We start from the raw sequence: 24,370 nt of genomic DNA, 5'->3' as shown, positions 1-24,370 counted from the left end.
TTTCTCGCTGCAAAACCTGGCTCCAGGCAGTCCGGCTCGCCCGGCGGTGCCGGGCCTACGGTTGCGGGTCAGCGCCGGATTCCGACCGGCTTCCCCTGGAACTGAGTGCTTATCAGTCGGAGTGGAACACGCCGATAAAGACAGCGTCAAGGTGGGATGCGTCTCACCGGCGAACGCTCCAGCGTCCCTCCGGCAGCGCGGCTCGCGGCGGCTGGCGGAGCCTTGATCACTCAGGTAGCGTCCTGGGCTGCCAGATGGGGGAATCCGGTGAGAAGCCGGAGCTGACGCGCAGCGGTGTGGGACGGCGGGGGCCGTCTCCGAGCCCGAATGCCCATACGGCGATGCAGTACAGGAAGCCGTACCACGCGTTCCGGACGGCGGCCCTCCGGCTTGCCCCGCCGTGCGCCCCGCGCGGTGGCGGAGCGCGTGCCGGACGCGGTCGGCGTCCGCCGATTCCAGGAGCAGGCCATGTCCCGTCCCCGTACCTCCCGCCGCCTCGCGCTCGCGGTGCCCGCCGCGCTCGGCGCCTTGGCCCTCACCGCGCTGCCCGCCTTCGCGACCTCCTCGCCCGCGCAGATCGCCGCGTCCAAGACCAATGGGGTCGCCTACCTCAAGTCGCTGCAGGCGGCGGACGGTTCGTACGCCGGCTCCGGGCTGTCCAACGAGTGGGCGTTCAGCGCCTTCGCCGCCGCCGGTACGGCCGTCGTCGACGTCTACCCCGGTGGCGACACCACGAAGAACGCCCGGTCCGTCTACCGCAACCTGCTCTCCACGTCCGGCTGGCCGTCGGCCTCCCCGGTCGTCACCGACTACGAGCGCGGCGCGCTGAACGCGTACGCCGCCGGCATCGACCCGGCCCGCGTCTCGGCCTCCCGCAACCTGGTCGCGAACATCTACGCGTACTGGCAGACGGCGGAGGCGGGCTACTTCGGCCCCTCCGGGAACTTCAACGGCACCGTATTCGCCGCGCTTTCGCTGGGCGGCGCCAAGACCCAGGCCGGCGGCGCGCGCGTTCCGCAGGCGCTCACGGACTCGATGGTCACCCGGATCCGCGCCAACCAGCACGTCGACGGCGGCTGGACCTACAACAAGGCCGAGGGCAACCCGACCGTCCTCAACTCGGCGGGCGATGTGGACATGACCGGCGCGGCCATGGCGGCCCTCTGCGTCTCCGGCGTCCCCAACACGGACACGGACGTCGTCCAGGCGAAGAACTTCCTGAAGAGCAAGCTCGTCACCGCGACCGGTGCCTTCAACTCCCTGTACGGGGTCAACACCAGCTCCAACGGCTGGGGCGTCGCGGGCCTCAACGCCTGTGGCTTCAACCCACAGACCGGAGACTTCCTCACCGTCGCGGGCAAGACCCCGATCGACTTCCTGATAGCCAACCAGTACAACCCGGCCGGCGGCTTCAAGTACAAGCCGACCGACACCACCCCGTCCGCGTACGCCTCCATCGACGCCCTGCGCGCCGTCGCGGGCGGCGGATTCACCGCGGCCCCGCCGGTCCCTGTCACCCCCGGCGCCCCGCAGTGGGTCGCCCAGACGGCCTTCACCGCCGGTACCGCGACCAAGCTGGCCCTCACCGTCGACGACGGCGCGGGCAACCTCAAGGTCTGCTCCGTGGCCTTCACCCCGACCGGTACGACCACCACCCTCGGCGACGTCCTGAACGCGGCGACCACGGCGGCCACCCCGTCCGGCTGCGTCACGAGCGTCACCCCCGCCTCGGGGTCCGGCACCGTCACCGACATCAACGGCAAGGCCAACAGCGGCTCCGGCACCTGGAAGGTGAGCATCGACGGCTCGGCCTTCGCCGCCGCCGCCCGGGGCCAGGTCGTCAACGTGGGCGACACCATCGCCCTGCGATGGGGCGCCTGATCACCCAACACCCTCGGGGGCCGCGGACCTTCGGGTCCGCGGCCCCCGAGTACCGGACTAGGACCTGTCGTCAAAGTGTGATCGCCTCTCGGTCCCATTCTGACGGGGCACGGTCATGATGGGCTGATGAGTCGATACACAGAGGTCATCGTCCTGGCGCGACGGGCCGAAGAGGTCATGGAACCCCTCACTCGCCCCAGCGACAGCCGGGATTGGCACCAGTGCTTCACACCGGTGGATGACCATATGTTCGCCGGGCTGCGCACGCCGTCCGAAGAGTGTTACGCGTGGGTTGTTCAGTTCATCCGCCACAACTGGCGTGGGTTGCTGAGCCACCTGGAGTCTCTGGCATGGCCGGATCCGCACTCCGTTCAAGTCCTCGTTCGTGACGAGGAGGACGACTGCTTCGGCCTATGGATGATCTATGACGGCAAACTGGTCGAAGTGCCGCTGCCGCGCACCGAACGAGAGCCGTTCTCAGCGTCCGTTACCGGAGTCCTTTCTCGGACTGACCGTCGCGCCGGAGAGCCCCTGTAAGAAGTGACTTCAACGTGTCACGCCCACATCAGGAGCGAGGCGAGGGAGACGGCTGCTTGGTGGGACTCGGCGGTCTTGTCGTATCGGGTGGCTATCCCGCGCCATTGCTTCAAGCGGTTGAAGCACCGTTCCACGACCTTGCGGTGCTTGTAGACCTCCTTGTCGAAGGCCGGAGGTGGGCCGCCGAGGCTTCCTTTCCGGGCCCGGTTGCGCACCTGGTCGGCACGCTCAGGGATGGTGTGCCTGATGCCGCGGCGCCGCAGCCAGGTGCGGATCGCCTTGGAGCTATAGCCCCTGTCGCCGATGACGCGATCGGGTCTGCTCCGGGGCCGGCCCGGTCCGAGGCGGGGCACCTGGATGGCGTCCATCACCGCGGTGAACCGGGTGCAGTCGTTGGTGTTCCCGCCCGTCAGGACGAATGCGAGCGGGCGGCCGGTCGCGTCGCAGGCGAGGTGGACCTTGCTGGTCAGGCCGCCCCGGGACCGGCCGAGGGCCGGGTTTTGGTGCCCCCTTTTCGGGCCCCGGCGGCGTGCTGGTGGGCGCGGACGATGGTGGAATCGACCGACACCAGCCAGTCGATGTCACCCGCCGCGTCCGCGTTCGCCTGCGCGGCCCGCAGCATCCGGTCGAACGTGCCGTCCGCCGCCCAGCGCCGGAAGCGGGTGTGGAGGCTGGCCCACGGGCCGTACCGCTCGGGCACGTCCCGCCAGGGGACACCGGTGCGGAACTTCCATACGATCCCGTTGAGGACCATCCGGTCGTCCTGCCGGGGCCGCCCCAGCGCAGGCCGGGGCAGCAAGGGACGTATGAGCTCCCACTCGGCATCGGACAGTTCATGGCGGCATATCATCACTCCATGATCCACAACCCAAGATCACTTTGACGACAGGCTCTAGAAGGACGTCCAGGTGAAGGACACCTGATCGCCGGCGCTCAGCTTGAACTGGCAGCCGCCGACCGGGGTGGGGGTGCCGTTGACGGCGATGCTCCAGTAGGCGGAGCCGCCGCCGCTGACGTTCTTTATGGTGTCGACGGAGTAGTCGTCGAAGGACGCGTACCAGGTGCCGTCCCAGGTGAAGCCCTTCTTGTGGGCGGCGTCGTCGAGGGCCGCGGTCGGGGTGGGGACCTTGGACGGGTGGGCGCCGCCGTTGGTGCCGTCGCACTGGTGGGTGCCGCCGGTCACGGTGGTGACGTCGTGGCCCTTGGTCTTGACCTTGCCCTTGAACAGCAGCCCGTCGGGGCCCTGGACGGTCACGTCCACCTTGACCGCCGCGTTCGTGTCCGGCTTGGACTTCGCCTCGGCCGCGGCCGGAGCGGTGGCGAGGGCGAGACCGAGGGCGGCCGTGGTGATCACGGAGCGGCGGACGAGGATCTGGCGCATGGAGAGCCTTCCTGGTGGGATCTTCGGGTCTGCCGGCGCGAACCCTTCGACCCCCACCCGCGCACACCCCGTGCGCACGCCCTGGAGGGGAGCGCACCCGGGTGCCGGGTCAGGCTGGGGCTTCGGACTGCAGACCGTGACAGTGGGAAGCGGTGCACATCCCACCCCGGGTTCTCCGACTCACGGCGCACCGGGCGCCGTTCACGGTTGCAGGTCAGCGCCGGATTCCCACCGGCTTCCCCCAGTTGTGCATGCATTCGGTTGTGTGCTCCGGCCGCGGTGGGCCGGAGCAGAACGCATCGTACGGGCCGAAGAGCAGTGCGTGGAAGCGTACTTCGGCACGCACCGCCCGCGCGTCAGGGGGTCAGTCGCCGGCCGTGAGTTCCGCGCGGACCTCATGCGCGGCCGCGACGAGATGTTCCAGGGAGGCGCGGGTCTCGGTCCAGCCGCGGGTCTTGAGGCCGCAGTCCGGGTTGACCCAGAGCCGTTCGGCGGGGATGGCCCGGAGCCCCCTCCGCAGCAGCGCGGCCGCCTCCTCGGTGCTCGGAACGCGCGGGGAGTGGATGTCCCAGACACCGGGGCCGGCCTCGCGGGGGTAGCCGTGCGCGGCCAGTTCGCCGGCGACCTGCATGTGGGAGCGGGCGGCCTCCAGGCTGATCACGTCGGCGTCGAGGTCGTCGATGGCCTGGACGATATCGCCGAACTCCGCGTAGCACATGTGCGTGTGGATCTGGGTGTCCGGCCGGACGCCGCCGGTGGTGAGGCGGAAGGACTCGGTGGCCCACGCGAGGTACTCGGCGTGGTCGGCCGCGCGCAGCGGCAGGGTCTCCCGCAGGGCGGGTTCGTCGACCTGGATCACCGAGGTCCCGGCGGCTTCGAGGTCGTCGACCTCGTCGCGCAGGGCGAGGGCGACCTGCCGCGCGGTCTCGCCGAGCGGCTGGTCGTCGCGTACGAAGGACCAGGCGAGCATCGTGACCGGGCCGGTCAGCATGGCCTTGACCGGCCTGGACGTCTGGGACTGGGCGTACGTGGTCCAGCGGACGGTCATCGGCTCCGGGCGGGAGATGTCCCCGGCCAGGACCGGCGGCCGGACGTAGCGGGTGCCGTACGACTGCACCCAGCCGTGCTGCGTGGCGAGGTAGCCGGTGAGCTGCTCGGCGAAGTACTGCACCATGTCGTTGCGTTCGGGCTCGCCGTGCACCAGGACGTCCAGACCGGCCTTCTCCTGGAAGGAGAGCACCTCGCGGATCTCGTCCTTGATCCGCTCCTCGTAGCCGGCGGTGCCGATGCGGCCGGCCCGCAGGTCGGCGCGCGCGGTGCGCAGCTCGTTCGTCTGGGGGAAGGAGCCGATGGTCGTGGTGGGCAGCAACGGCAGCCCGAGGAGGGCGCGCTGGGCCGCGGTGCGCTGCGCGTAGGGCTGCGAGCGCCGCCCGTCGGCATCGGTGATCGCGGCGGTACGGGCGCGGACGGCGGGGTCACGGGTGATCGAGGAGGATGCCCGGGACGCCAGGTCGGCGCGGTTGGCGGCCAGTTGGGCCGCGATGGAGTCCGTGCCCCGGGCGAGGCCGCGGGCGAGCGTGGCGATCTCGGTGGTCTTCTGGCGGGCGAAGGCGAGCCAGCGCCGGATCTGCGGATCGATGTCCCGCTCGGCGCTCGCGTCGAGCGGCACGTGCAGGAGGGAGCAGGACGCGGCCACGTCCACCTGGCCGGCGAGGCCCAGGAGGGTACCGAGGGTGGTCAGGGACTTCTGGTAGTCGTTGATCCAGACGTTGCGGCCGTCGACCACACCGGCGACCAGGCGCTTGCCGGGGAGCCCGCCGACGGCGGCGAGGTCGGCGAGGTTCGCGGCGCCGCCCGCCGTGAAATCGAGGGCCAGGCCTTCGACCGGGGCCGCGGCCAGCACCTGGAGGGCCTCGCCGAGCCGGCCGAAGTAGGAGGCGACGAGCAGCTTGGGCCGCTCGGTCAGCGCACCGAGCTCGCGGTAGGCGCGGGCGGCGGCGTTCAGGTCGGCCGGGGTGCGGTCCTGGACCAGCGCGGGCTCGTCCAGCTGGACCCACTCGGCGCCCGCGGCGCGCAGCTCGGCCAGGACCCGGGCGTACACGGGCAGGAGCCGGTCGAGCAGCGTGATCGGCTGGAAGTCGGCGGCCACGCCGGGCGCGGGCTTGGCCAGCAGCAGGTAGGTGAGGGGGCCGACGAGGACCGGGCGGGCGGTGTGCCCGAGCGCGAGGGCCTCCTCCAGCTCGGCGACCTGCTTGCCGGGGTCGGCGGTGAAGACCGTGTCCGGACCGAGCTCGGGGACCAGGTAGTGGTAGTTCGTGTCGAACCACTTGGTCATCTCCAGCGGGGCCACGTCCTGGGTGCCGCGGGCCATCGCGAAGTAGCCGTCCAGGCGGTCGGCCGCGACGGCCGCGCGGTGGCGCTCGGGGACGGCGCCGACCATGACGCTGGTGTCCAGGACGTGGTCGTAGTACGAGAAGTCACCGGTCGGCACCTCGGTGATGCCGGCGTCGGCCAGCTGCTGCCAGTGGGACCGGCGCAGATCTGCCGCGGTCCGCCGCAGGGCGTCGGCGGTGACGCGGCCCTTCCAGTAGCCCTCGACGGCCTTCTTCAGTTCGCGGTGCTGTCCTTGGCGGGGGTAGCCGTGGACGGTGGCTCGGGCTGCCGCGGCTGCGGGCTTGGCTGTCACGGATCTCTCCTTCGCGAGATGTGTCCAGGAACATCCCGGGGACGGGACGCGGACGCGAAGGGAACGACAGACCGGGCGCGCCGCCGGGGCGGGAGAACACCGCCGCGCGTGCCGCTCGATATGTGCGCCGACCCGCCCACGAGGTCACCGGAATGGCCGCACGGGGAATCGTCCGCGCGCGGGCAACGGGCAGGTCTTCGGACTCGCGGGCACGCCTGCCGGTTTCCCGGCGGGCACCTAGTGGCCGTCGCTTCCCAGGACCGTCGTCCGGTCCCAGTGCGTATGACGGCGGTCGTTCCCGCTCACCGCTGCGGGGCAGTCCCGGATTCCCACCGGGTTCCCTCTTGCGACGCATCCCGCCTGGCTGACGGGGCGAACCAGCTGCACCGGCCACCCTAGGGCGCCGGATCGCCCAGCGGCGAGTCCTGTTCACCATTCGGATGGCGAAATGAGACGCGGCCTCGATGCCCGACCGGTCAGGAGCCGTGTCCGATCTCGCGGAGCCGCTCCGGCAGGGTCACGACGTCCGGCGCCAGGAACAGGGCTTCCCCCACGGCCAGTTCGGCGATGCGGCCACGGCGCCGTTGCAACTCCCCGACCTGCCCCTTGAGGTCCTCGTCGACGGCCGAGACCGAGGCGGAGAACTCTTCGGGAGAGGCGCCGACGCGCCACGGTCCCGGCCGCGCCGGCGGCCGGGACCGCGACCGAGGGCGTGTCCTAGCCGACACGGCCTTCGCGGCCCCTGATCTCCTGCGGGTCGCGAATCATCAGGGGAAGCGTGCCCTCGTTGGCGAGCTCGGCGCCGCGGTCGATGATCGACTGGTTCGAGGAGTGGAGGAGGAAACCCAGTTTCCCCCAGGCGAAGACCTCCGGCGCGTGGACGTGGACCTGATAGGGGACCGGGACGAGGCCGCGGCGCAGGAGGTCGCAGTTGAGGGCCTCCTGCCCTTCGTTCGCCGCGAACTGACCGGTACGCACCCAGCCGATCGGCCGGTCGCCCGGGCCGGGCGCCGGGGCGGCCAGGCTCAGGGCGTCCATCTGGTCCCGGATGGAGGGGAAATGACGCAGCGTCACCGGTTCCGGGAGGGCGGCGTCGAGCCGGCTGCGGAGCTTGGCGAAGTGGTCGTCCCCGAAGAGGAACACGATCGACCGGCCCTTCTGCCCGGGAGGCAGCCGGTTCAGGTGGTCGACGAGCTGTGCGATCACGGTGTCGTCGCGCTCGGGGTCGCCGGAGGAGAGGTCCGGGGTGCTCTCCACCACCATGTTGGGCGCCGCCTGAATGGGGCTGAGGTCCCGCTCGACCACGAGGGTGACCTTGGGGTGCGAGGACAGCTGCCGGATGAGCGCGTCGCGCCGGTCGCTGTCGTACCGAGTGTTGTGGTGGGTCTCCGCCACGAAGACCACGAGCCGCTCGCCGGCGGGTGCGCCGTGCAGGGCGAGCGCGCTCACGTCCTTGATGTCCACCTCGATGATCCAGTTGGTGGGGTGGTCGATCGTCTGCTGGATGGGCATGCCCCTGGGCTCCTGTTCCTCGGATCCGGTGCGCCGTCCGTGACGCGCGGGAGCCGGCGGTGCCGCCCCCGTTCGCGCCGCCCTCACTGTCCTCCCGCCCGGAGCGTCCGACAAGTGCGGGCGGGGGAGGAGCAGTTGCGCGCAGGGGGCGTGCGCCCGTCCGTCAGACGTGGAGGACGGTCCGGAAATCGACTCCGGTCAGGTCGCAGCTCGCCTCCCACAGCCGCGCGGCGACGCGGGGGTCGCTCAGGTGGTTCCACACCGGTTCGCGTCGGGGCTCTCCGCGCAGGCCGAAGACGCGCGGTCCCCACAGCTCGCCTCCGCGTACGGCCGGATCGAGGACCGCCCGGACCGCGGGCCACGCTCCGGCGTGCTTGCCCTGGACGAGGAGGGCCGCGGGCGCCGCGCCCAGCCGTGCGCCGGTGGTCCGCACGTGCAGCGGTGGGCGCGACGGGGTCAGCGAGTCCAGCGCGCCGCCGGGATGGGCGACCACGCTCACGACCGGACTGCCGGCTGCGCGCAGGCGCCGATCGAGTTCGATGCCGAAGTACATCTGTGCCAGCTTCGAGCGACCGTAGGTGCGCTTGGGCTCGTAGTCCCTCCGGGATTGCGGGTCGTCCAGGTCGAGCCGCTCGGACTTCGCGGCGAAGCTGCCCATGGTCACGACGCGGGCCGCCGGCGCGGCCGACAGCAGGGGCATCAGCCACCGGGTCAGCGCGAAGTGCCCGAGGTGGTTCGTGCCGAACATGAGCTCGTGCCCGTCCGCGGTCTCCCTGCGCGGCGGGTCGTCGAGCGCGACACCGGCGTTGTGGACCACCGCGTCGAGGCGATCCACCCCCATGGACTCCACCGCCGTTTCGAGCGACGGGAGGTCGGCGAGGTCCATCCGTACGGCCCGTACCCGTGCGCCGGGCACGCGCGCGCGGATCGAAACCGTGGCGGCCTCGGCCTTGGCGGGGCTGCGGCTGCCGAGTACGACGGTGGCTCCGGTCGCCGACAGCTGCTCCGCGACGAAGTACCCGATGCCGGCGTTGCCGCCGGTGACCAGGAAGACGCGGCCATCGGCGGCCGGCAGTCGTCGGACGTTCCAGGGCGGGGTGGAGGACATGGTGATGGGGCTCCCTCGTGGTCGCAGGCGGCCGCAGCCGCCCCTTTGGGCACTCGACACCACGGTCCCAGCGGCCACCGACACATCGCCGACGCGCCACCGATACGCGCGCCGGACGGCCGACACGCCGCCGCCGCGAACACCGCTCCCGCTTATTGCAAGTAGTTCGCAATAAGCCCTACCCTGATCGCCTCCTCCAGGATGCGGAGCACGCCATGCCCCACCTGCTGCCGGCGCCCGGACCGCAGCGCACCATCGCCGCCTCGAACTTCGTCTACACCGTCGGCAGCGGTCTCTATCTGACCGCCGGAGTCCTCTACTTCACCCAGGCCGTCCACCTTCCGGCGCCCCATGTGGGTCTCGGGCTCGGGATCGCCGGCCTGCTCTCGCTGGCGGTGGGGATCGCGGTCGGCCACCTGGCGGACAGGCGCGGGGCGCGCGGGGTCTACGCCGCCACCCTCGCCGTACAGGCCCTCGCGACGGCCGGGTTCATGCTGGCCGACGGCTTCTGGCCGTTCGTCGTCGCGGTGTGCGCGGCCACCGGGGCGAAGGGGGCGGGCCTGGCGGCGCGCAGCCCGCTCATCCGCCACCACGGCGGGGAACGGCCGCAGGAGTTCCGCGCCTACCTGCGCGCGGTGACCAACATCGGCATCTCGATCGGCGCCGTGCTGGCGGGCTGGGTCGTACAGGTCGGTACCCACGGTGCCTACCAGTTGATGGTCGTCGGCAACGCGCTCGCCTTCGCGGCCTCCGCCCTCATCGTGCTCCGCCTGCCGCCGGTCGTGCCCGAGCCGGCCGCGGGCGGCCCGCGCTGGATCGCCCTGCGGGACCGGCCCTACCTCGCGCTCACCGCTCTGGACGGTGTCATGGCCATCCAGTTCAAGGTGCTCACGGTCGCCGTCCCGCTCTGGCTCATCGCGGCCACCGAGGCTCCTCACTGGCTGATCTCGGGGGCCATGCTGCTGAACACCGTCGTCGTGGTCACGTGTCAGATGAGGGCCAGTCGCAGCATCGACTCACCCGCGGCCGGGGCCCTCGCCTACCGCCGCTCCGGCTTCGCCTTCCTCCTGGCCTGCGTACTGGTCTCGCTGACCCAGGACATCCCCGGCTGGGCCGCGGCGACCCTCCTGCTGGCCGGGGTCGCCGTACACACCATCGGCGAACTCTGGCACGCGGCAGCGGGGTTCGAGGTCTCCTTCGCCCTCGCGCCCGAGCGGGCCACCGGCCAGTACCTCGGCGTCTTCGGGCTCGGAGCCGGCCTGGCCGAGGCGGCCGGGCCGGCCCTGGTCATCTTCCTGTGCATCACGTGGGGCCGGCCCGGCTGGTACGTCATGGGGGTCCTGTTCGCCCTCACCGGCCTGGCCGCCCCCTTCGTCGTCCGCTGGGCGCAGCGCCAACGTCCCGCCGAGCGGGCGTGGTTCGAGGGGGAGAGGGCCCGGTCCACGGCCACGACCTGAGTCGAATGGCCCCTATGGCCGGATATCGGCGTCCGGGTTGGGCTTGTGGATCATCGGCCGTTAGCCTCCAGCTAGTTGCTCAAGTCAACCAGTGGGGACCGGTATGGACGAGACCACCGAACACTTCCACAGCCACGTGGAGGAGATTCTCGACGCCCTGGGGAAGGAGGCGGACCGCGAGGCCCTGGTGTACGGGGAGCGGCGCGTGAGCGCCGGTGAACTGCGCGGTCTCGTCTACGGCATGGCCCGCGCGCTGCGCTCCCAGGGGGTGGGGCGCGGCCAGACGGTCACCCTGCTCGCCGGCAACCTTCCGGAGACGATCGCGGCCCGCTACGCCGCCGGGCTGCTCGGCTGCGCCGTGAACCACCTCTACGCCGGCCTTTCGGCCGATGTGCACGCCGACATCCTCCGGGACGTCGAGACCCGGGCGCTGATCGTCGACCCCGCCCACCGCGAGCGCGCCGCGGACCTGGCCCGGCGGGTACCGCTGGAACGGGTGCTGGTCCTCGGCGAAGGCGGCGCGGGCCCGGGCCCGGACCTGGTGCGGCTCGCCGCCGAGGAGTCCGCCGAGGTGCTGCCGGGTTCGGCGCGCCCGCAGGACATCTGCACCATTCGCCACACCGGTGGGACCACCGGTCATCCCAAGGCCATCTGTACGAGCTTCGAGCAGTGGGCGTCGCTCGGATCCGGCCGGCCCGAGGAGGACCGGGTCAGGGCCCTGGTGTGCACCACCCTCGCGCACGCGGCGGGTTTCATGGCGGACGCCACGCTGCGCCACGGCGGAACCGTCGTCCTGCTGGACGGGTTCGAAGCGGGCGCCGTCCTCGCCGCCGTCGAGCGCGAGCGGATCACCCACATGTTCCTCCTGCCGCCGCTCCTCTACCAGTTGATGGACCACCCCGAGATCGACCGCACCGACACCTCCAGCCTGCGCGTGCTCACGTACGGGGGCTGCGCCTCCTCCCCGACCCGGCTCGCGGCGGCGGTCCGGCGCTTCGGCCCCGTACTGAACCAGTTCTACGGGCAGAACGAAGCGGGCGGGATCAGCGTGCTCCCGCCCGAGGACCACGACCCGCGCCGCCCGGAGCTGCTGCGGACCGCCGGGAAGATCATGGAAGGCGTCGAGGTCGTCGTGCGCGACGCCGAGGGGCGGAGCCTGCCCGCCGGCGAGCGCGGGGAGATCTGCGTACGTTCGCCGCAGGTGATGAAGGGGTACTGGAAGCAGCCCGAGCTCACGGCGGAGGTGCTGCGGGACGGGTGGCTGCACACGGGTGACATCGGGTTCATCGACGCGCAGGGCTACCTCACGATCGTCGACCGGCTGAAGGACATGATCGTGGTGGTGGGGGGCCACGTGTACACGACGGAGCTGGAGGACGTGCTGAACTCCCATCCGCAGGTCCTGCAGAGCGCGGTGTTCGGAGTCCTCGACGCCAACCGCACGGAGCGGGTCCACGCGGTCGTCGTCCGCGCGCCGGGCGGCGTCGTCGGCGAGGAGGAACTGCGCGCCGTGGTCCGGGAGAGGAAGGGCGCCATGTACGAGCCCGCGGGCATCACCTTCACCGACGCGCTGCCCCTGACCGACGCGGGAAAGCCGGACAAGAAGCTGCTCCGTCGAAGGGCGCTCGACCGCAGCGGCGCCTGACCGGCCGGCGCAGGCCCTCAGACGGGGGCGGTGACCAGCAGGGTGAAGGCCGCGACGATCGCGGCGACGCGGACGTAGTGGAAGCGGTCCCAGCGGTCCATCTGCTGCTTCCAGCCGGCCGGCAGGCCCTCGGCGGTCCACCTCTTGACTCGTGACCGGTTGTTGATCGGGACGAGCAGCAGGGCCGACCTGACCACGCTGAGATCAGCAGTGCGGCGACGATGACGAGCCCGGCGCCGTCGTGGTGCCGTCCGGCGAGGGCCCAGACCGCGGCGAGCCCGAGCGAGCCGATGTACCGGAACGGCATCACGGCGCCGAGCAGCCGGGCCCCGTGGGTGCGGACGCGGTCACCACCCGCCGGCTCGCCGAGCGCACCGAGTACAGCCAGCCCGTTCTCCACAGCCACTTCCGCGGCAAGCGCGAGATCATCGGCGCCGTCGCGCTGGAGGGTGCCACCGAGATGGCCGCGGTTCCGAGGGCGGCCTCCGCCGTGGAAGAGCATCCGCGCGCCCGGGTCACCGCCCTCGCCCGCGCCGACCTCGACTTCGCCGAACGCAACCCGGCGGTCCACGACGCCGTGTTCCAGCTCGACGGCGGCCCGGCGTTCGACGCCTTCGCCGCCCTGCTGGAGCGCCTCGGTGCGGCTGCCACCGGGGGACACCGGGCGCAGGGTGCGGCTGCTGGTGACCGGCTCGCCGTGCTCTCACGATCGCTCCGGGCCCGGCCGGGCGGGCGAGTGGGCGGAGCAGATCACTGCGCGGATATCCTGCTCAGCTGACAACCGACCAGGGAGGCCACCCCACCATGAGCAGCACCACGTCGTCCTTTCCCGAGCACATGGAACTGACCGGGGAGGGCCTCGTCCTGCGCGACTGGAGGGAGGCCGACCTGGCCGCCATGCCCGCACTCTTCGACGACCCCGACGTCGCGTACTGGACGCCGATCGTCTCCCCCTTCGACGAGGCGGCCGGCCGCGCCCGGCTGGAACGGGACCGGCGGATGCGGGCCGAGGGCACGGTCGTGCTGCTCGCCATCACCGTCGACGGCCACGAACCCCTCGGCGAGGTGATGCTGCGGCGCGCTCCCGAAGGCACGGAGCTCGGCTACGCGGTCGGACCGGCACACCGCGGCCGGGGACTGGCCGCTCGGGCCGTGCGCGTGATGGCCGCGTACGCCTTCGAGCAGCTGGGCGTGGACCGGGTGATCCTCGAACTGGAGGCGGAGAACGCCGCCAGCGTCGCGGTCGCCGTGAAGGCGGGCTTCCGCCTGCTCGACGTCCCGCTGATCGAAGGGGAGGAGAAGGGCCGGCCCTACAGCCTGCAGACGTGGGGCCTGGACCGCCCCTGAGCGCCCGACCGGACCGGGACGCGGATCTCCAACCCCATCTCCACCCCCATCTCCACCCGTGGGTCCAGGCGCCGCGTACCCGCTCACCGCAGGCTTGAGGGCATGAACGCGACCACATGGATCACCGACATCGCCCTCGTCCTGATCGTCTTCCGGCAGCTTAGGGAAGGTCCGCTGACCCCGAGGTCCTACCTGCTCCCGCTCGGGATCGTGGCCTTCGTGGGCTTCAGCTACCTCGACACCGTCCCGACGGGCGGCAACGACCTCGTCCTGATCGGCGCCCTCATGGCGGTCGGCGCGGCCCTCGGCATCGCCGGCGGTGTCTTCACCCGGATACGGCGCGTGGACGCGCAGGTCCTGATCAGGGCCGGTGCGGTCTCGGCGGTCCTGTGGGTGATCGGCATGGGAGCCCGGCTGGGGTTCCAGGTCTGGGTGGACCACGGCGGCGCCGCCGACGTCGCGCGGTTCAGCACGGACCACCGGATCACCGGCGCGCAGGCGTGGGTGGCGGCGCTGGTGCTGATGGCCCTGACCGAGGTGGTCACCCGGCTGGCGACGATCTTCCTCCGGAGCCGGCCGCTGACGCGTGACCGGCGGCCCGCGGCCGACCCGGAGCCCACCGTCGCTGCCGGTCGCCGGGCCTGACCGTGGGTTATGGTCACGGAATGCCAGCACGAGAGACGGACCGGCCCGTCGGCCCGGCCCGCTGGACTTCGCTCGACCGCGGGGGGCGCAGCGCCCGCTCCCAGCTCCTGCTGGTCGTGGCCGTCGCCGCCGCGGGGATCGTGACGATCCGGCCGATGGGGCTCGGCGGCCGGGGCCTGGCCGTCGTGCTCCTCTTCGTGGTCAACTGCGCGGTGCTGGCGCTGCGGCTCGTGCCCGAGTCCGCCCTCTCCGATCGCCTCCTCACCGTCTGGCTGGCCTTCGGCGTACTGGCGGCGGCGGGACTGATCGGCGCCGGCCGCTCGGGGACCGTGTACGTCTTCGCGTTCCTGCTCACCGCCTTCGCCGGGTCCCGCCTGGACACCAGAGCGGCCCTGGCCCTCGCCGTTTCGTGCAGCCTCCTGTGCGGCGGCGTGCTGTACGTCCAGGCCGAGCCCGGCCGGTACGCGACCACCGTCCTGGGCCTCGCGACCGGAGCCGCCGTGCTGGGCGGCATGGCCGGGCGAAGCCGGGCGCAGGCCACGCGGGCCGCGATCGCGGCGGCCGAATCCGCGGAGAAGGCCGCGAGGGCCGAAGCCCGGACGGCCGTACTGGCGGAGCGCACCCGGATCGCCCGGGACGTCCATGACGTGCTCGCCCACTCGCTCGCCGGGCTCAACATGCAGCTGGAACTGGTCGACGCGCTGATCGACACCGGCGACCTGGACAGGATCCGCGAGGCCAACGGCCGCGCGCACAGCCTGGTCAAGGAGAGCCTGCGGCAGGCGCAGTGGACCGTACACGCGCTGCGCGAAGACCATCTGCCGCTGCGCGAGAGCCTGACGGCGATGCTCGAATCCTCGGGCCACCACGGCGCCCTCACCGTGGTCGGAGACGTCCGCGAGCTCTCGGCGCAGTCGACCCGGTGCCTGCTGCGGATCGCCCAGGAGGCGCTGACCAATGCCACCCGGCACGCCCCCGGCGGCGAAGTCGCCATCACAGTGACCTTCACCGAGGAGGCGACCGTACTGAACGTCCGCAACCGGTCGGCGACGTCACCGGTGACCGCGGCGGCCGGAAGCGGGATGGGGCTGATCGGTATGCGCGAACGCATCGCCCTGATCGGCGGCGCCCTCACCACCGGGCCCGTCACCACGGGGCCGGACTCGGGAGGCTGGCAGGTGGAAGCGGTGATCCCGCGATGAACGGAGCCACGGACGCCGTCCGGCCCGTCCGGGTGGTCGTCGCCGACGACCAGGCCGCGGTGCGGGAACCGCTCGCCACCGTGCTCTCTCTGCTCCCGGACATCGACGTCGTCGCCACCGCGACGGACGGGTACGAGGTCCTGGCGGCGGTCGCCGCGGGCCCGGTGGACGTCGTGCTCATGGACCTGCGGATGCCCGGCATGGACGGAACCGAGGCGACCCGGCGCCTGTCGGCGGAGCATCCGGGCGTGGCGGTGGTCGTCCTGACCACCTTCGCCGACGACGATTCGATCCTGGGAGCCCTGGGCGCGGGAGCCCGCGGCTACCTGACGAAGAACGCGGGCCGCGAGGACATCGCCCGGGCGATCCGGGCCGCGGCCGCCGGGCAGTCGGTGCTCGACCGCGAGGTCCAGGCCCGCCTCCTCGCCGCCGTCCACATGCACCGGCCCGAGGCGGTGCCGCTTCCGCGGGACCTGACGGTCCGCGAACGGGAGGTCCTCGCCCTCATCGGCGAGGGCCTTCCGAACAGGGCCATCGCCGAACGGCTCTTCGTCAGCGAGGCCACCGTCAAGACCCACATCAACAACCTGTTCGCCAAAGCGGACCTCCGCAGCCGGGCCGATGCCGTACGCCTCGCCATCGGAGCCGGGCTGGCCTGACGGCCCCCCACGGGCGGACCGCCGCTGTGGACCGTCGCGGGGCCGTCGCGTCGAGCCACTGGTAGGAAACTTTCCTATCCGCTACGCTCCCCGACGGCGGCTCGGCGCGGTGTCCAGTGTCATGGGCATGACGCGCTCAGCGAGAGCTCTGACCCGGCCGCCGTGACGCTGCCCCCTGCTCGCTCCCACGGCCCGGGGACGGCGCTCTCCGCACCGGTGTCCAGCTCTCGCCGTTCCCAGGCATAGGAGTCCAGGCATGCACCTGTACGCCTCCACCCCACCCCCCGCAGCAAGCGGCCGACTTCGGCCCGCGCTCCTCCTCGCGACCCTGGCCGCCGTGCTCGCGCTCGTCGCCGGGCTCCTCCTCGCCTGGCCCGGCCGGGCCGGAGCCGCCGCGGACCCGCTCATCTCACGGGGCAAGCCCGCCACCGCCTCCTCCGCGGAGAGCTCCTCCCTCGGCGCGGCCAACGCCTTCGACGGCTCGGCCTCGACCCGCTGGGCCAGCGCCGAGGGCCAGGACCCGCAGTGGATCCGCGTCGACCTCGGAGCCGCCGCCACCATCTCCCGGACCAAGCTGACCTGGGAGTCCGCGTACGCCAAGGCCTACCGCATCGAGGTCTCCGCCGACGGAACGACCTGGACGAAGATCGCCGAGGAGAAGGCCGGCAACGGCGGCACCGACGAGTTCACCGGCCTTTCCGGCAAGGGCAGGTACCTGCGCGTGTACGGCACCGCGCGCGGCACGGCGTACGGCTACTCCCTCTTCGAGGCCGAGGTGTACGGCACCGTGGACGGCGGCCCGCCCCCCGGCGGCGGAGCCTTCACGGTGGTCGCGGCCGGTGACATCGCCGCGCAGTGCACGGCCTCGGACAGCGGCTGCGCGCACCCGAAGACGGCCGCGCTGGCCCGGCAGATCGACCCCAAGTTCTACCTGACGATGGGCGACAACCAGTACGACGACGCCCGGATCGCCGACTTCCGCGCCTACTACGACAAGAGCTGGGGCGCCTTCAAGGCCAAGACCCGTCCCGTACCCGGCAACCACGAGACCTACGACCCGGCCGGCTCCCTCGCCGGATACAAGGCGTACTTCGGGAGCGTGGCCTACCCGCAGGGCAAGAGCTACTACAGCTTCGACGAGGGCAACTGGCACTTCATCGCGCTCGATTCCAACGCCTTCGACCAGGCAGCCCAGATCGACTGGCTCAAGGCCGACCTCGCCGCCAACGCCAAGCAGTGCATCGCCGCCTACTGGCACCACCCGCTGTACTCCTCGGGCGGACACGGCAACGACCCCGTCTCCAAACCCGTCTGGAAGATCCTCTACGCCGCCAAGGCCGACCTGGTCCTGAACGGACACGACCACCACTACGAGCGGTTCGCCCCGCAGAACCCCGACGGCAAGGCGGCCGCCGACGGGATCGTGGAGATCGTCGGCGGCATGGGCGGCGCCGAGCCCTACCCGATCGAGCAGGTGCAGCCCAACAGCCAGAAGCGGATCAGCGGCCAGTACGGGGTCCTGAAGCTCGACTTCACGGACTCGGGCTACAGCTGGACCTACGTCGCCACCGACGGGGTCAAGGACACCGGCCCGAAGTACAGCTGCCACTGATGTACCTGGCCCACACCGGCCGCCCGGACGCGCCGCCCCGCCCCCTCGGGATCCGGCGGCGCGTCCCCGCCACCGTCATCGCGCTCGGCGCGGTCAGCCTCGTCACCGACGTCTCCTCCGAGATGGTCACGGCCGTCCTGCCGCTCTACCTCGTCCTGGGCCTTGGGCTCTCGCCCCTCCAGTTCGGTTTCCTCGACGGCATGTTCAACGGAGCCACCGCCCTCGTGCGGCTCCTCGGCGGCCGGCTCGCCGACCGCGGGGGCCGCCACAAGAGGGTCGCCGGCGCCGGCTACCTGCTCTCCGCCCTCTCCCGGCTCGGGCTGCTCCTCGCCGACGGCGCCACGGCGGGGATCGCCGGCTCGCTCGCCGCCGACCGTCTCGGCAAGGGCGTGCGCACCGCCCCGCGCGACGCGCTGATCTCGCTCAGCGGCCCGCCGGAGACCCTGGGCCGGGCGTTCGGCGTGCACCGGGCCATGGACACCACCGGCGCACTGCTCGGCCCGCTCGCGGCCTTCGCCGTACTGTGGGCGACCGCCGACGCCTACGACGCGGTGTTCGCCGTCAGCTTCTGCACGGGCCTGCTCGGCGTGCTCCTGCTCGTCCTGTACGTCCCCTCCGGGGCCCGAACGCCGCCGGTCCGGCCAACACCCCTCCAGCACACGGCACTTCGCGACCCCGCCTTCCGCCGCATCCTGTACGCCGCCTGCCTGCTCGGAGCCGCCACCATCGGCGACTCCTTCCTCTACCTGCTCATCCAGCGCGCCCTCGACCTGCCGGCCGCCCTGTTCCCGCTGCTGCCGCTCGGCGCCGCCGCCGGGTACCTGCTGCTCGCCGTCCCGGCCGGCCGCGTCGCCGACCGTTTCGGGCGCAGGCTGCCGTTCCTCGCCGGGCACGCCGCGCTGCTCGGCGCGTACGCCGCCTTGCTGCTTCCCGTGACCCGGCCGACCGTGGCCGTGGTGCTGGGCCTGCTCGCCGTCTTCTACGCCTCCACCGACGGGGTGCTGATGGCTCTGGCCGGGCCCGTACTTCCCGCGCACCGCCGGGCCGGCGGGCTCGCGGTGCTCCAGACCGGCCAGGCACTCGCCCGGCTGCTCGGCGCCGCCGGTTTCGGAGCGGCCTGGACCTTCTGGGGCCAAGGGCCCGCCCTGTGGGCGGCGGCCCTCGCGCTGGCGGCGGCGCTCGCCGCGGCCTGGCGCATCCTGCCCACCCTCGCCACCCCCGCCGTCACCGTTACCGCCGCCGCCCCCGCCCACGCACCCGACCTCGACACCACCCCGGAGGCCCCGTGAACCCCCGAGCGCCACAGCTGCGCCGGCTCGCCCTCGTCGTGCTCGCCGTCCTGCTGCTCGGGGGCGGCTCCCTGGGCTACGTACTGCACGCCAGGCACCGTGATCGGCCGGCCGGCGCCGCGGACGGATCGTTCACCCTGGACGAACCAGGGCTCTACTACCGGGACTCCGCCACCGGCCGGGTCGCCCGCCACAGCGCCACCGGCGGGCCGCCCGCCACGGGAGGCCCCGCCTGCGAGCGCTTCTACGCCGCGGGAGAGCACGCCCTGTGCCTGCGCGGGCTCCCCGGCATCCCGGCCCGCACCCAGGCCCTCGTACTGGACCGCCACCTGCGCGAGGTCAAGCGCGTGACCGTGCCCGGCATCCCCAACCGGGCCCGCGTCTCGGCCTCGGGGAACGTCCTGTCCTGGACGGCCTTCGCGATCGGCGACTCGTACGCCACGACCGGCTTCTCCACCCGCACCTCCCTCCTCGACCTGCGCACCGGCTACCTGATCAAATCGATGGAGGAGATCCCGCTGACCATCGACGGGACCCGCTACCACGCCCCCGACGTCAACTACTGGGGAGTGACCTTCGCCCGCGACGACAACCGCTTCTACGCCACGGTGTCGACGAAGGGCCGGACCCACCTCGTCGAGGGGGACCTGCACGACTGGTCGGCCAAGGCCCTGCGCGAGAACGTCGAATGCCCCTCCCTGTCACCGGACAACACCCGCATCGCGTTCAAGAAGAAGGTCTCCGAGGACCCCTCCGCACCCTGGCGGCTGTACGTCCTGGACCTGGCCGACCTGCGCGAACACCCGCTGGCGGAGACGCGCAGCGTCGACGACCAGGCGGCCTGGCTGGACGACGACACCGTGGCCTACGCCCTCCCGGGACGCGAAGGACGCGCCGGCGACATCTGGTCGGTCCCGGCGGACGGCACGGGCGAACCCCGGCTCCGGATTGCCGGGGCCTCCTCCCCGGCCGCCACGAACTGAAGCGTTCGGCGGTGGCCGAGGCGTGTGCGAATGCGTCGGACCGCCCGTCGCGCTCCCTGTCCGGATCCCTGCCGCGCGGGCAGGGTGTGCGGGAATCGCACGTCTTCGGATGGGGTGGTGGACGGGATGGACGAGATCCGTTTCGAGGGGCGCGTGGCGGTGGTGACCGGCGGCGGCCGCGGGCTGGGCCGGGAGTACGCACTCTTCCTCGCGGCCCGGGGCGCGACGGTGGTCGTCAACGACGTCGGGACGGGGATCGACGGGCGCGGGGCCTCGTCCTCGCCCGCCCGGGCGGTGGCCGAGGAGATCCGCTCGCTCGGCGGGGAGGCGGTCGCGGACGTCCACGACGTCACGACCGCGGACGGCGCCCGGGCCCTGACCGCGGCGGCGCTGGGTGCCGCAGGTCGGTTGGACGTCCTGGTCAACAACGCCGGCATATCGATCCTGCGCCCGCTCGGGGAACTCACCGACGAGGAGTGCCGGCGCGTATTGGACACCCACGTGGGCGGGACCCTCAACATGCTGCGCGCCGCATGGCCGCACATGGTCGCGTCCGGGTACGGACGGATCGTCAACACCTGCTCCGACGCCCTGTTCGGCTCCACCGGCCTCAGCGTCTACGCCGCGGGCAAGGGCGCCGTCCTGGGGCTGACCACGTCGCTCGCCGCCGAGGGGGCCCCGCACGGGATCAGGGTCAACGCGGTCGTGCCGATCGCCGCCACCCGCATGTCCCTGGAGGCCCTCCAGGGCGATGCTCCGATGACCGCCCTGCTCACCGATGCCTTCCCCGCACGGCACGCGGCCTCCGTGGTGGCGCTGCTGGCGCACGAGTCCGTGCCGTGCACGGGCCAGCTCCTGCACGCGGCGGGCCGCCGCGTCGGGCGGATCTTCCTGGGCGCCACCGAAGGCGTGCTGTGGAAGGAGGACCACACCCCCGAATCGGTCCGCGACCACCTGGCCGCGGTCCGCAGTACCGACGCGTTCCACACGCCGGACAGCGTCGGCGCGTCCATGGCGTTCTCCCTCGCCCGGCTGGGCATCGGCGGCACGCGGCCACTCGCGCTGGACCTCACGACCCCGGCAGCCGCCCCGGCCCCCGGGAACGAGGAGCCATCGGCCGCCGCCGGGGTCTGAGGCCGTGAGCGGTCATCTGCAGAATCCTTTCCCTTCGAATGGCGCGGAACCAGCCGGACCGTGCCGCTCCCCACGACCACGGGAGGACCCGTGCCACAGGACATCGACTTCGACCTCCCCGCCGCCGCGCCGGTCGGCCCGGGGCTGGACGAGGCCCGCCGGCACAACCTGGAGTGGGTTCGCGGGCACGGCCTGGTGTCGGACGACCGTGCCGTCGCCTGGTACGCCTCCTGGGACATGCCGCGCCTGGCCGCCCTCGGCTTCCCCCACGCCCGCGGCCCGGCCCTGGACCTGTGTGCCGACGCGATGGGCTTCTTCTTCGTCTTCGACGACCAGTTCGACGGGCCCCTCGGCCTGGACCCGGCCCGGACCGCCCGCGTCTGCCAGCAGTTGATCGACGTCGCGCACGGCGCCGCCCCGCCCGCCGGGAGCGACCCGTGCACGGAGGCGTTCGCCGACCTGCGGGCCCGCGGCACGCGCGGTGCCCACCCCGCCTGGACCGCCCGGACCGCACACGAATGGGAGTACTACTTCGCCGCGCACGCGCACGAAGCGATAGGGCGCCTGCGCGGAACCCCCGCCGACATGACGACCTACCTCCAGGTCCGCCGCGGCATCGCCGCCACCGATCTGCCCCTCTCCCTCGGCGAACGCGCCGCAGGCATCACCGTCCCGGCGGCCGCCTTCCACGCACCCCAGCTGCGCATCATGCGCCAGGCGGCCATCGACGTGACCCTCATGTGCAACGACGTGTACTCGCTGGAGAAGGAGGAGGCCCGCGGCGACGTCGACAACCTGGTCCTCGTCCTCGAACACACCCGCCACCTCGACCGCGACGAAGCCGTCACGGCGGCCGTCCACCGCGTGAACCGGCTCGTCGGGCGGTTCCGGGAGCTCGCGGCGCACGTACCCGCGCTCTGCGCGCAGCTGGGCCTGCGCCGCCCGGAACGGGCCGCGGTGGGCACGTACGTCGGGATCATGACCGCGTGGATGTCCGGCTACCACGCCTGGCAGAGGGACACGCTGCGCTACCGCACCGCACCCGAGGTCGTCCCGGCCTCGGGGCCCGGCCACTTGGACCAGATCCTGTACGTACAGCCCGGCAACACCCCTGCCCGCGCTACGTCCTGGCCCGCCGACGCCGGCGCGTCATGACCGCGTGAGCCGACCGAGCCGGTGGCGGGGCCCAGGACCTGCGGGGCCCGCGGCGGCAGCGGGGAACGGCGGCACGGCCGTCAGTCCCGGCCGCCGCCCCGGGCGTCGAGAGCGGTGATCACCGCGCCGCTGTGCAGGGTCGCCGTCAAGGTGGCCGGGGGAGCGGGTGCCGCGGGGGCCGCGACCGCGAGGCTCCGGCCGGGCGTACGGCTGTTGAGCGACCCGGTGGCTTTGATCTCCACGACCTCACGGCTGCCCGCGGCCAGTTGGTAGCTCCGGCCGGACGGCGCCCGCCAGACCGTCGCCGCGAGGACGTGCTGGCCGAACCGGCCGCAGGCCGCGGTGGACCCGACCTGGGCCACGGTCAACGCGTCTCCCGCAGGGGGCCGCAGCCGGATCCGGACGTCGCCCCGGCCGGTCCACCAGGTGGCCCGCGTACAGGACCAGACGGCCCGCCCCGGGGTCTCCGGGAGCTCCGTGACGGCGAAGTCCCACAGGTTGAGCGACCGGACCGCCCGCCCGTCCGTCGCAGCCAGCGCGCAGGCCTCCTGGGCCCAGCGGGCCAGGGCGGCGGGCCCCGTCGCCTCGCGCGGCTGGCGGGCCGGTGGTACGTCGGCGCCCTCCACGGGCGGGGTGTAGGTGAGGTGGACGGGAAGCAGCCCGCCGAGGTCGGCGAGGAGGAAGGAGTGCTTCTCCACGATCCGGGGCGAGGAGGCGACCTCCAGGACCGGGCGCGGCCCGCAGCGCTCCCGGGACGGGCCCGCGGCGGAGTCGGCCTCGCGCCCGGTCCCGGGCGGGAGTTCCGTGGTGACCGTCCCGTCGGGGCCGATCGCCAGGGGCCGGACGGCGGTGGCGGGTGCGGTGAGGTCCCGGACCCCCGCGGTGGCGATCCACGGCGCGAGGAGCCAGTGGGCGGTGTTCCCCTCGCGGTTCAGGGTGACGGCGGCGGCCGTGGTGACGTCGGCGTCGTCGGTCCGGGCGATGTCGAGGCTCCGGCGGCCGCCCTGCTCGGTGTAGCGGACGATCCGGTCGGCGTCGAGGAACACGACGACGGCCGTCCCCGGCCGGGGATCCCCCGCGAACAGCAGCTGCGGCGGGTGCTCCGGTGGCTCCGCCGAGGTCGAGGGGGCGGTGGTGACGGCCGTGGCGGAGGTCGGCGCGGCCCAGGCGCCCAGCGCCCGGGCGAGCAGCGCCCGGTCCCCGGTGCGCGGACCGCGGGCGGGCCAGGCGGTGAAGTCCACCCGGCCGGTGTCGGACCAGGCCTGGGCGGGCACTCGGACCAGGCGCGCGGGATCGAGGGCGGCGCGGGCGACGGGCGCTCCGGCGTAGGGGGCGGGGAGCCCGGCGTCCGTCCCGGCGACGCCGGCCCGGGTCAGCCCGGCGGCCAGCAGCAGGACGGCGGCGAGGCCCCAGGCGGCGCGGACCCGGGTGCGCCGCAGCAACAGATCGGTGGGACGGGTGTGGACGTCCGCCGGGTGCAGGACCGATTCCCTGTCGGGCCCCGGATCCGGCCCCGCGCCCGAGGTTCCCGGCGCCGCAGGGGCGGCTCCGGCCCCGGCCGGGGCTCCGGCTCCGGCCGCGCCCGCCGCCCGCACCTCGCCCGCCGGATCACCGGCCCCGGCCCGCGCCAGCACCGCCGCCGCGGCCTCCTCGTCGAGCCCGTCGAAGCGGCCCAGCACGAAAGCGGCGCGGGCGTACGGGGTCAGCCCCGTGAGCCTGCGGGCCTCCTCGTCGAGCCCCTCGGCGCTGGGCCACATGCGCAGCCCCCACACCCACGGCGGCAGCGGTCCGCGCGGCCGTCCGGCCGCGTGCCGCACCACCTCGGCCCGTACGGCCGCCAGCGGATCCCCGCCCCGGTCCGCCCGACGGCCCGCGGCGCGCAGGGAGTGCTGGACGGCGCGGTGGGCGCGCAGCAGCCGCGTGTGCCGGTCGAGGTCGGACGGCAGCACGAGATATGCCAGCCGCAGGAGTTGGGGGTAGCGCTCGACGATGACCGCTTCAGCCTGGCGCAGCCCGGTTCCGGGTCTCTGACGTTGTCCCACGATGCGGACAACGAAAGGATCATGGGATGGTCACACACGGTCGGAGCGGAAGGCCCCGGGTGGTTCGGCCGATGCACGGAGCGCAGCTCTTGAGG

The 24,370-nt window shown here is 72.9% G+C and carries 20 protein-coding genes, 1 pseudogene and 3 riboswitches; of the genes and pseudogenes, 14 read left to right on the top strand and 7 right to left on the bottom strand.

Annotated elements, in window-relative coordinates; genetic code table 11:
• The first annotated feature begins 225 nt into the window (after nt 1–225).
• Nucleotides 226–353: riboswitch (cobalamin riboswitch) on the top strand.
• A 115-nt stretch (nt 354–468) separates the two neighbouring features.
• The gene (locus tag CP980_RS01510; protein WP_150492358.1) at nt 469–1,881 is read left to right on the top strand and encodes a prenyltransferase/squalene oxidase repeat-containing protein; all 1,413 of its coding nucleotides are present in this window, start codon (nt 469–471) and stop codon (nt 1,879–1,881) included.
• Between the two features lie 126 nt (nt 1,882–2,007).
• Entirely contained in the window at nt 2,008–2,418 is a 411-nt protein-coding gene (locus CP980_RS01505) for a hypothetical protein (protein WP_150492357.1), read from the top strand.
• Between the two features lie 17 nt (nt 2,419–2,435).
• Here the strand turns inward: CP980_RS01505 and CP980_RS01500 are convergent.
• From CP980_RS01500 to CP980_RS01480, 5 genes are all read right to left on the bottom strand, one after another.
• Nucleotides 2,436–3,268 (bottom strand): IS5 family transposase gene (locus tag CP980_RS01500; protein WP_425281765.1). Its coding sequence is split into 2 segments (ribosomal slippage): nt 2,436–2,929 and nt 2,929–3,268, totalling 834 coding nucleotides; the frame shifts between segments, so codons are not numbered across the junction.
• A 42-nt stretch (nt 3,269–3,310) separates the two neighbouring features.
• Nucleotides 3,311–3,799, bottom strand: coding sequence for a DUF4430 domain-containing protein (locus tag CP980_RS01495; RefSeq protein WP_150492356.1), 489 nt, complete (start codon nt 3,797–3,799; stop codon nt 3,311–3,313).
• Between the two features lie 148 nt (nt 3,800–3,947).
• Nucleotides 3,948–4,096, bottom strand: a riboswitch (cobalamin riboswitch).
• A 67-nt stretch (nt 4,097–4,163) separates the two neighbouring features.
• Nucleotides 4,164–6,485: a 5-methyltetrahydropteroyltriglutamate--homocysteine S-methyltransferase gene (metE, locus tag CP980_RS01490; protein WP_150492355.1), complete on the bottom strand. Its 2,322-nt coding sequence runs from the start codon at nt 6,483–6,485 to the stop codon at nt 4,164–4,166.
• Between the two features lie 183 nt (nt 6,486–6,668).
• A riboswitch (cobalamin riboswitch) is annotated at nt 6,669–6,869 on the bottom strand.
• 333 nt (nt 6,870–7,202) lie between these two features.
• Entirely contained in the window at nt 7,203–7,997 is a 795-nt protein-coding gene (locus CP980_RS01485; protein WP_132753253.1) for a hypothetical protein, read from the bottom strand.
• Between the two features lie 163 nt (nt 7,998–8,160).
• On the bottom strand, nt 8,161–9,105 hold the full coding sequence (locus CP980_RS01480; protein WP_150492354.1) for an SDR family NAD(P)-dependent oxidoreductase: 945 nt from the start codon (nt 9,103–9,105) through the stop codon (nt 8,161–8,163).
• Between the two features lie 215 nt (nt 9,106–9,320).
• On the opposite strand from CP980_RS01480, the gene CP980_RS01475 reads away from it, so the two are divergent.
• The gene (locus CP980_RS01475; RefSeq protein WP_150492353.1) at nt 9,321–10,562 is read left to right on the top strand and encodes an MFS transporter; all 1,242 of its coding nucleotides are present in this window, start codon (nt 9,321–9,323) and stop codon (nt 10,560–10,562) included.
• Nucleotides 10,563–10,665: 103 nt separating this feature from the next.
• On the top strand, nt 10,666–12,207 hold the full coding sequence (locus tag CP980_RS01470) for an AMP-binding protein (RefSeq protein ID WP_150492352.1): 1,542 nt from the start codon (nt 10,666–10,668) through the stop codon (nt 12,205–12,207).
• Nucleotides 12,208–12,224: 17 nt separating this feature from the next.
• Here CP980_RS01470 and CP980_RS01465 read toward each other — a convergent pair.
• Nucleotides 12,225–12,559, bottom strand: a pseudogene (locus CP980_RS01465) (anthrone oxygenase family protein); the annotation flags it as partial.
• Between CP980_RS01465 and CP980_RS36655 the strand changes: the two are divergent.
• The 10 genes from CP980_RS36655 to CP980_RS01415 all read left to right on the top strand — a co-directional run bounded on the left by CP980_RS36655 (nt 12,449) and on the right by CP980_RS01415 (nt 22,233).
• The gene (locus CP980_RS36655; protein ID WP_373312956.1) at nt 12,449–12,985 is read left to right on the top strand and encodes a TetR/AcrR family transcriptional regulator; all 537 of its coding nucleotides are present in this window, start codon (nt 12,449–12,451) and stop codon (nt 12,983–12,985) included. The pseudogene CP980_RS01465 and the gene CP980_RS36655 sit on opposite strands and share 111 nt — an antisense overlap.
• A gap of 26 nt (nt 12,986–13,011) precedes the next feature.
• Nucleotides 13,012–13,554, top strand: a complete 543-nt coding sequence (locus CP980_RS01455; protein ID WP_132753245.1) for a GNAT family N-acetyltransferase — start codon at nt 13,012–13,014, stop codon at nt 13,552–13,554.
• A 102-nt stretch (nt 13,555–13,656) separates the two neighbouring features.
• Nucleotides 13,657–14,199, top strand: a complete 543-nt coding sequence (locus CP980_RS01450) for a hypothetical protein (protein WP_150492351.1) — start codon at nt 13,657–13,659, stop codon at nt 14,197–14,199.
• Between the two features lie 20 nt (nt 14,200–14,219).
• Entirely contained in the window at nt 14,220–15,401 is a 1,182-nt protein-coding gene (locus CP980_RS01445; RefSeq protein ID WP_150492350.1) for a sensor histidine kinase, read from the top strand.
• Entirely contained in the window at nt 15,398–16,060 is a 663-nt protein-coding gene (locus CP980_RS01440; protein WP_150492349.1) for a response regulator transcription factor, read from the top strand. The genes CP980_RS01445 and CP980_RS01440 overlap by 4 nt, the downstream gene beginning before the upstream one ends.
• Nucleotides 16,061–16,316: 256 nt before the next feature.
• Nucleotides 16,317–17,672 (top strand): discoidin domain-containing protein, encoded by a 1,356-nt coding sequence (locus CP980_RS01435; protein ID WP_150492348.1) that lies wholly within the window; start codon nt 16,317–16,319, stop codon nt 17,670–17,672.
• Nucleotides 17,672–18,961 (top strand): MFS transporter, encoded by a 1,290-nt coding sequence (locus tag CP980_RS01430; protein WP_150492347.1) that lies wholly within the window; start codon nt 17,672–17,674, stop codon nt 18,959–18,961. Before CP980_RS01435 ends, CP980_RS01430 begins: the two co-directional genes overlap by 1 nt.
• Nucleotides 18,958–19,944 (top strand): TolB family protein, encoded by a 987-nt coding sequence (locus CP980_RS01425; RefSeq protein WP_132753233.1) that lies wholly within the window; start codon nt 18,958–18,960, stop codon nt 19,942–19,944. The genes CP980_RS01430 and CP980_RS01425 overlap by 4 nt, the downstream gene beginning before the upstream one ends.
• Before the next feature lie 126 nt (nt 19,945–20,070).
• Entirely contained in the window at nt 20,071–21,078 is a 1,008-nt protein-coding gene (locus CP980_RS01420; RefSeq protein ID WP_229907290.1) for an SDR family NAD(P)-dependent oxidoreductase, read from the top strand.
• Between the two features lie 90 nt (nt 21,079–21,168).
• Nucleotides 21,169–22,233: a terpene synthase family protein gene (locus CP980_RS01415; RefSeq protein ID WP_150492345.1), complete on the top strand. Its 1,065-nt coding sequence runs from the start codon at nt 21,169–21,171 to the stop codon at nt 22,231–22,233.
• 80 nt (nt 22,234–22,313) lie between these two features.
• Here the strand turns inward: CP980_RS01415 and CP980_RS36305 are convergent, their stop codons facing one another.
• The gene (locus CP980_RS36305; RefSeq protein ID WP_268257452.1) at nt 22,314–24,275 is read right to left on the bottom strand and encodes a hypothetical protein; all 1,962 of its coding nucleotides are present in this window, start codon (nt 24,273–24,275) and stop codon (nt 22,314–22,316) included.
• Nucleotides 24,276–24,370: the final 95 nt, after the last annotated feature.

It is taken from the genome of Streptomyces vinaceus (assembly GCF_008704935.1).
Taxonomy (GTDB): Bacteria; Actinomycetota; Actinomycetes; order Streptomycetales; family Streptomycetaceae; genus Streptomyces; species Streptomyces vinaceus.
This window is presented reverse-complemented; position numbering and strand designations above follow the sequence as displayed.

Bases quoted from the DNA above. Each gene is read 5' to 3' on its own strand.
- CP980_RS01450 (WP_150492351.1), top strand. From the start codon at position 13,657: ATGAACGCGACCACATGGATCACCGACATCGCCCTCGTCCTGATCGTC.
- CP980_RS01475 (WP_150492353.1), top strand. From the start codon at position 9,321: ATGCCCCACCTGCTGCCGGCGCCCGGACCGCAGCGCACCATCGCCGCC.
- CP980_RS01480 (WP_150492354.1), bottom strand. From the start codon at position 9,105: ATGTCCTCCACCCCGCCCTGGAACGTCCGACGACTGCCGGCCGCCGAT.
- CP980_RS01440 (WP_150492349.1), top strand. From the start codon at position 15,398: ATGAACGGAGCCACGGACGCCGTCCGGCCCGTCCGGGTGGTCGTCGCC.
- CP980_RS01505 (WP_150492357.1), top strand. From the start codon at position 2,008: ATGAGTCGATACACAGAGGTCATCGTCCTGGCGCGACGGGCCGAAGAG.
- CP980_RS01455 (WP_132753245.1), top strand. From the start codon at position 13,012: ATGAGCAGCACCACGTCGTCCTTTCCCGAGCACATGGAACTGACCGGG.
- CP980_RS01485 (WP_132753253.1), bottom strand. From the start codon at position 7,997: ATGCCCATCCAGCAGACGATCGACCACCCCACCAACTGGATCATCGAG.
- CP980_RS01445 (WP_150492350.1), top strand. From the start codon at position 14,220: ATGCCAGCACGAGAGACGGACCGGCCCGTCGGCCCGGCCCGCTGGACT.
- CP980_RS01470 (WP_150492352.1), top strand. From the start codon at position 10,666: ATGGACGAGACCACCGAACACTTCCACAGCCACGTGGAGGAGATTCTC.
- CP980_RS01495 (WP_150492356.1), bottom strand. From the start codon at position 3,799: ATGCGCCAGATCCTCGTCCGCCGCTCCGTGATCACCACGGCCGCCCTC.
- CP980_RS01435 (WP_150492348.1), top strand. From the start codon at position 16,317: ATGCACCTGTACGCCTCCACCCCACCCCCCGCAGCAAGCGGCCGACTT.
- CP980_RS01420 (WP_229907290.1), top strand. From the start codon at position 20,071: ATGGACGAGATCCGTTTCGAGGGGCGCGTGGCGGTGGTGACCGGCGGC.
- CP980_RS01430 (WP_150492347.1), top strand. From the start codon at position 17,672: ATGTACCTGGCCCACACCGGCCGCCCGGACGCGCCGCCCCGCCCCCTC.
- CP980_RS01510 (WP_150492358.1), top strand. From the start codon at position 469: ATGTCCCGTCCCCGTACCTCCCGCCGCCTCGCGCTCGCGGTGCCCGCC.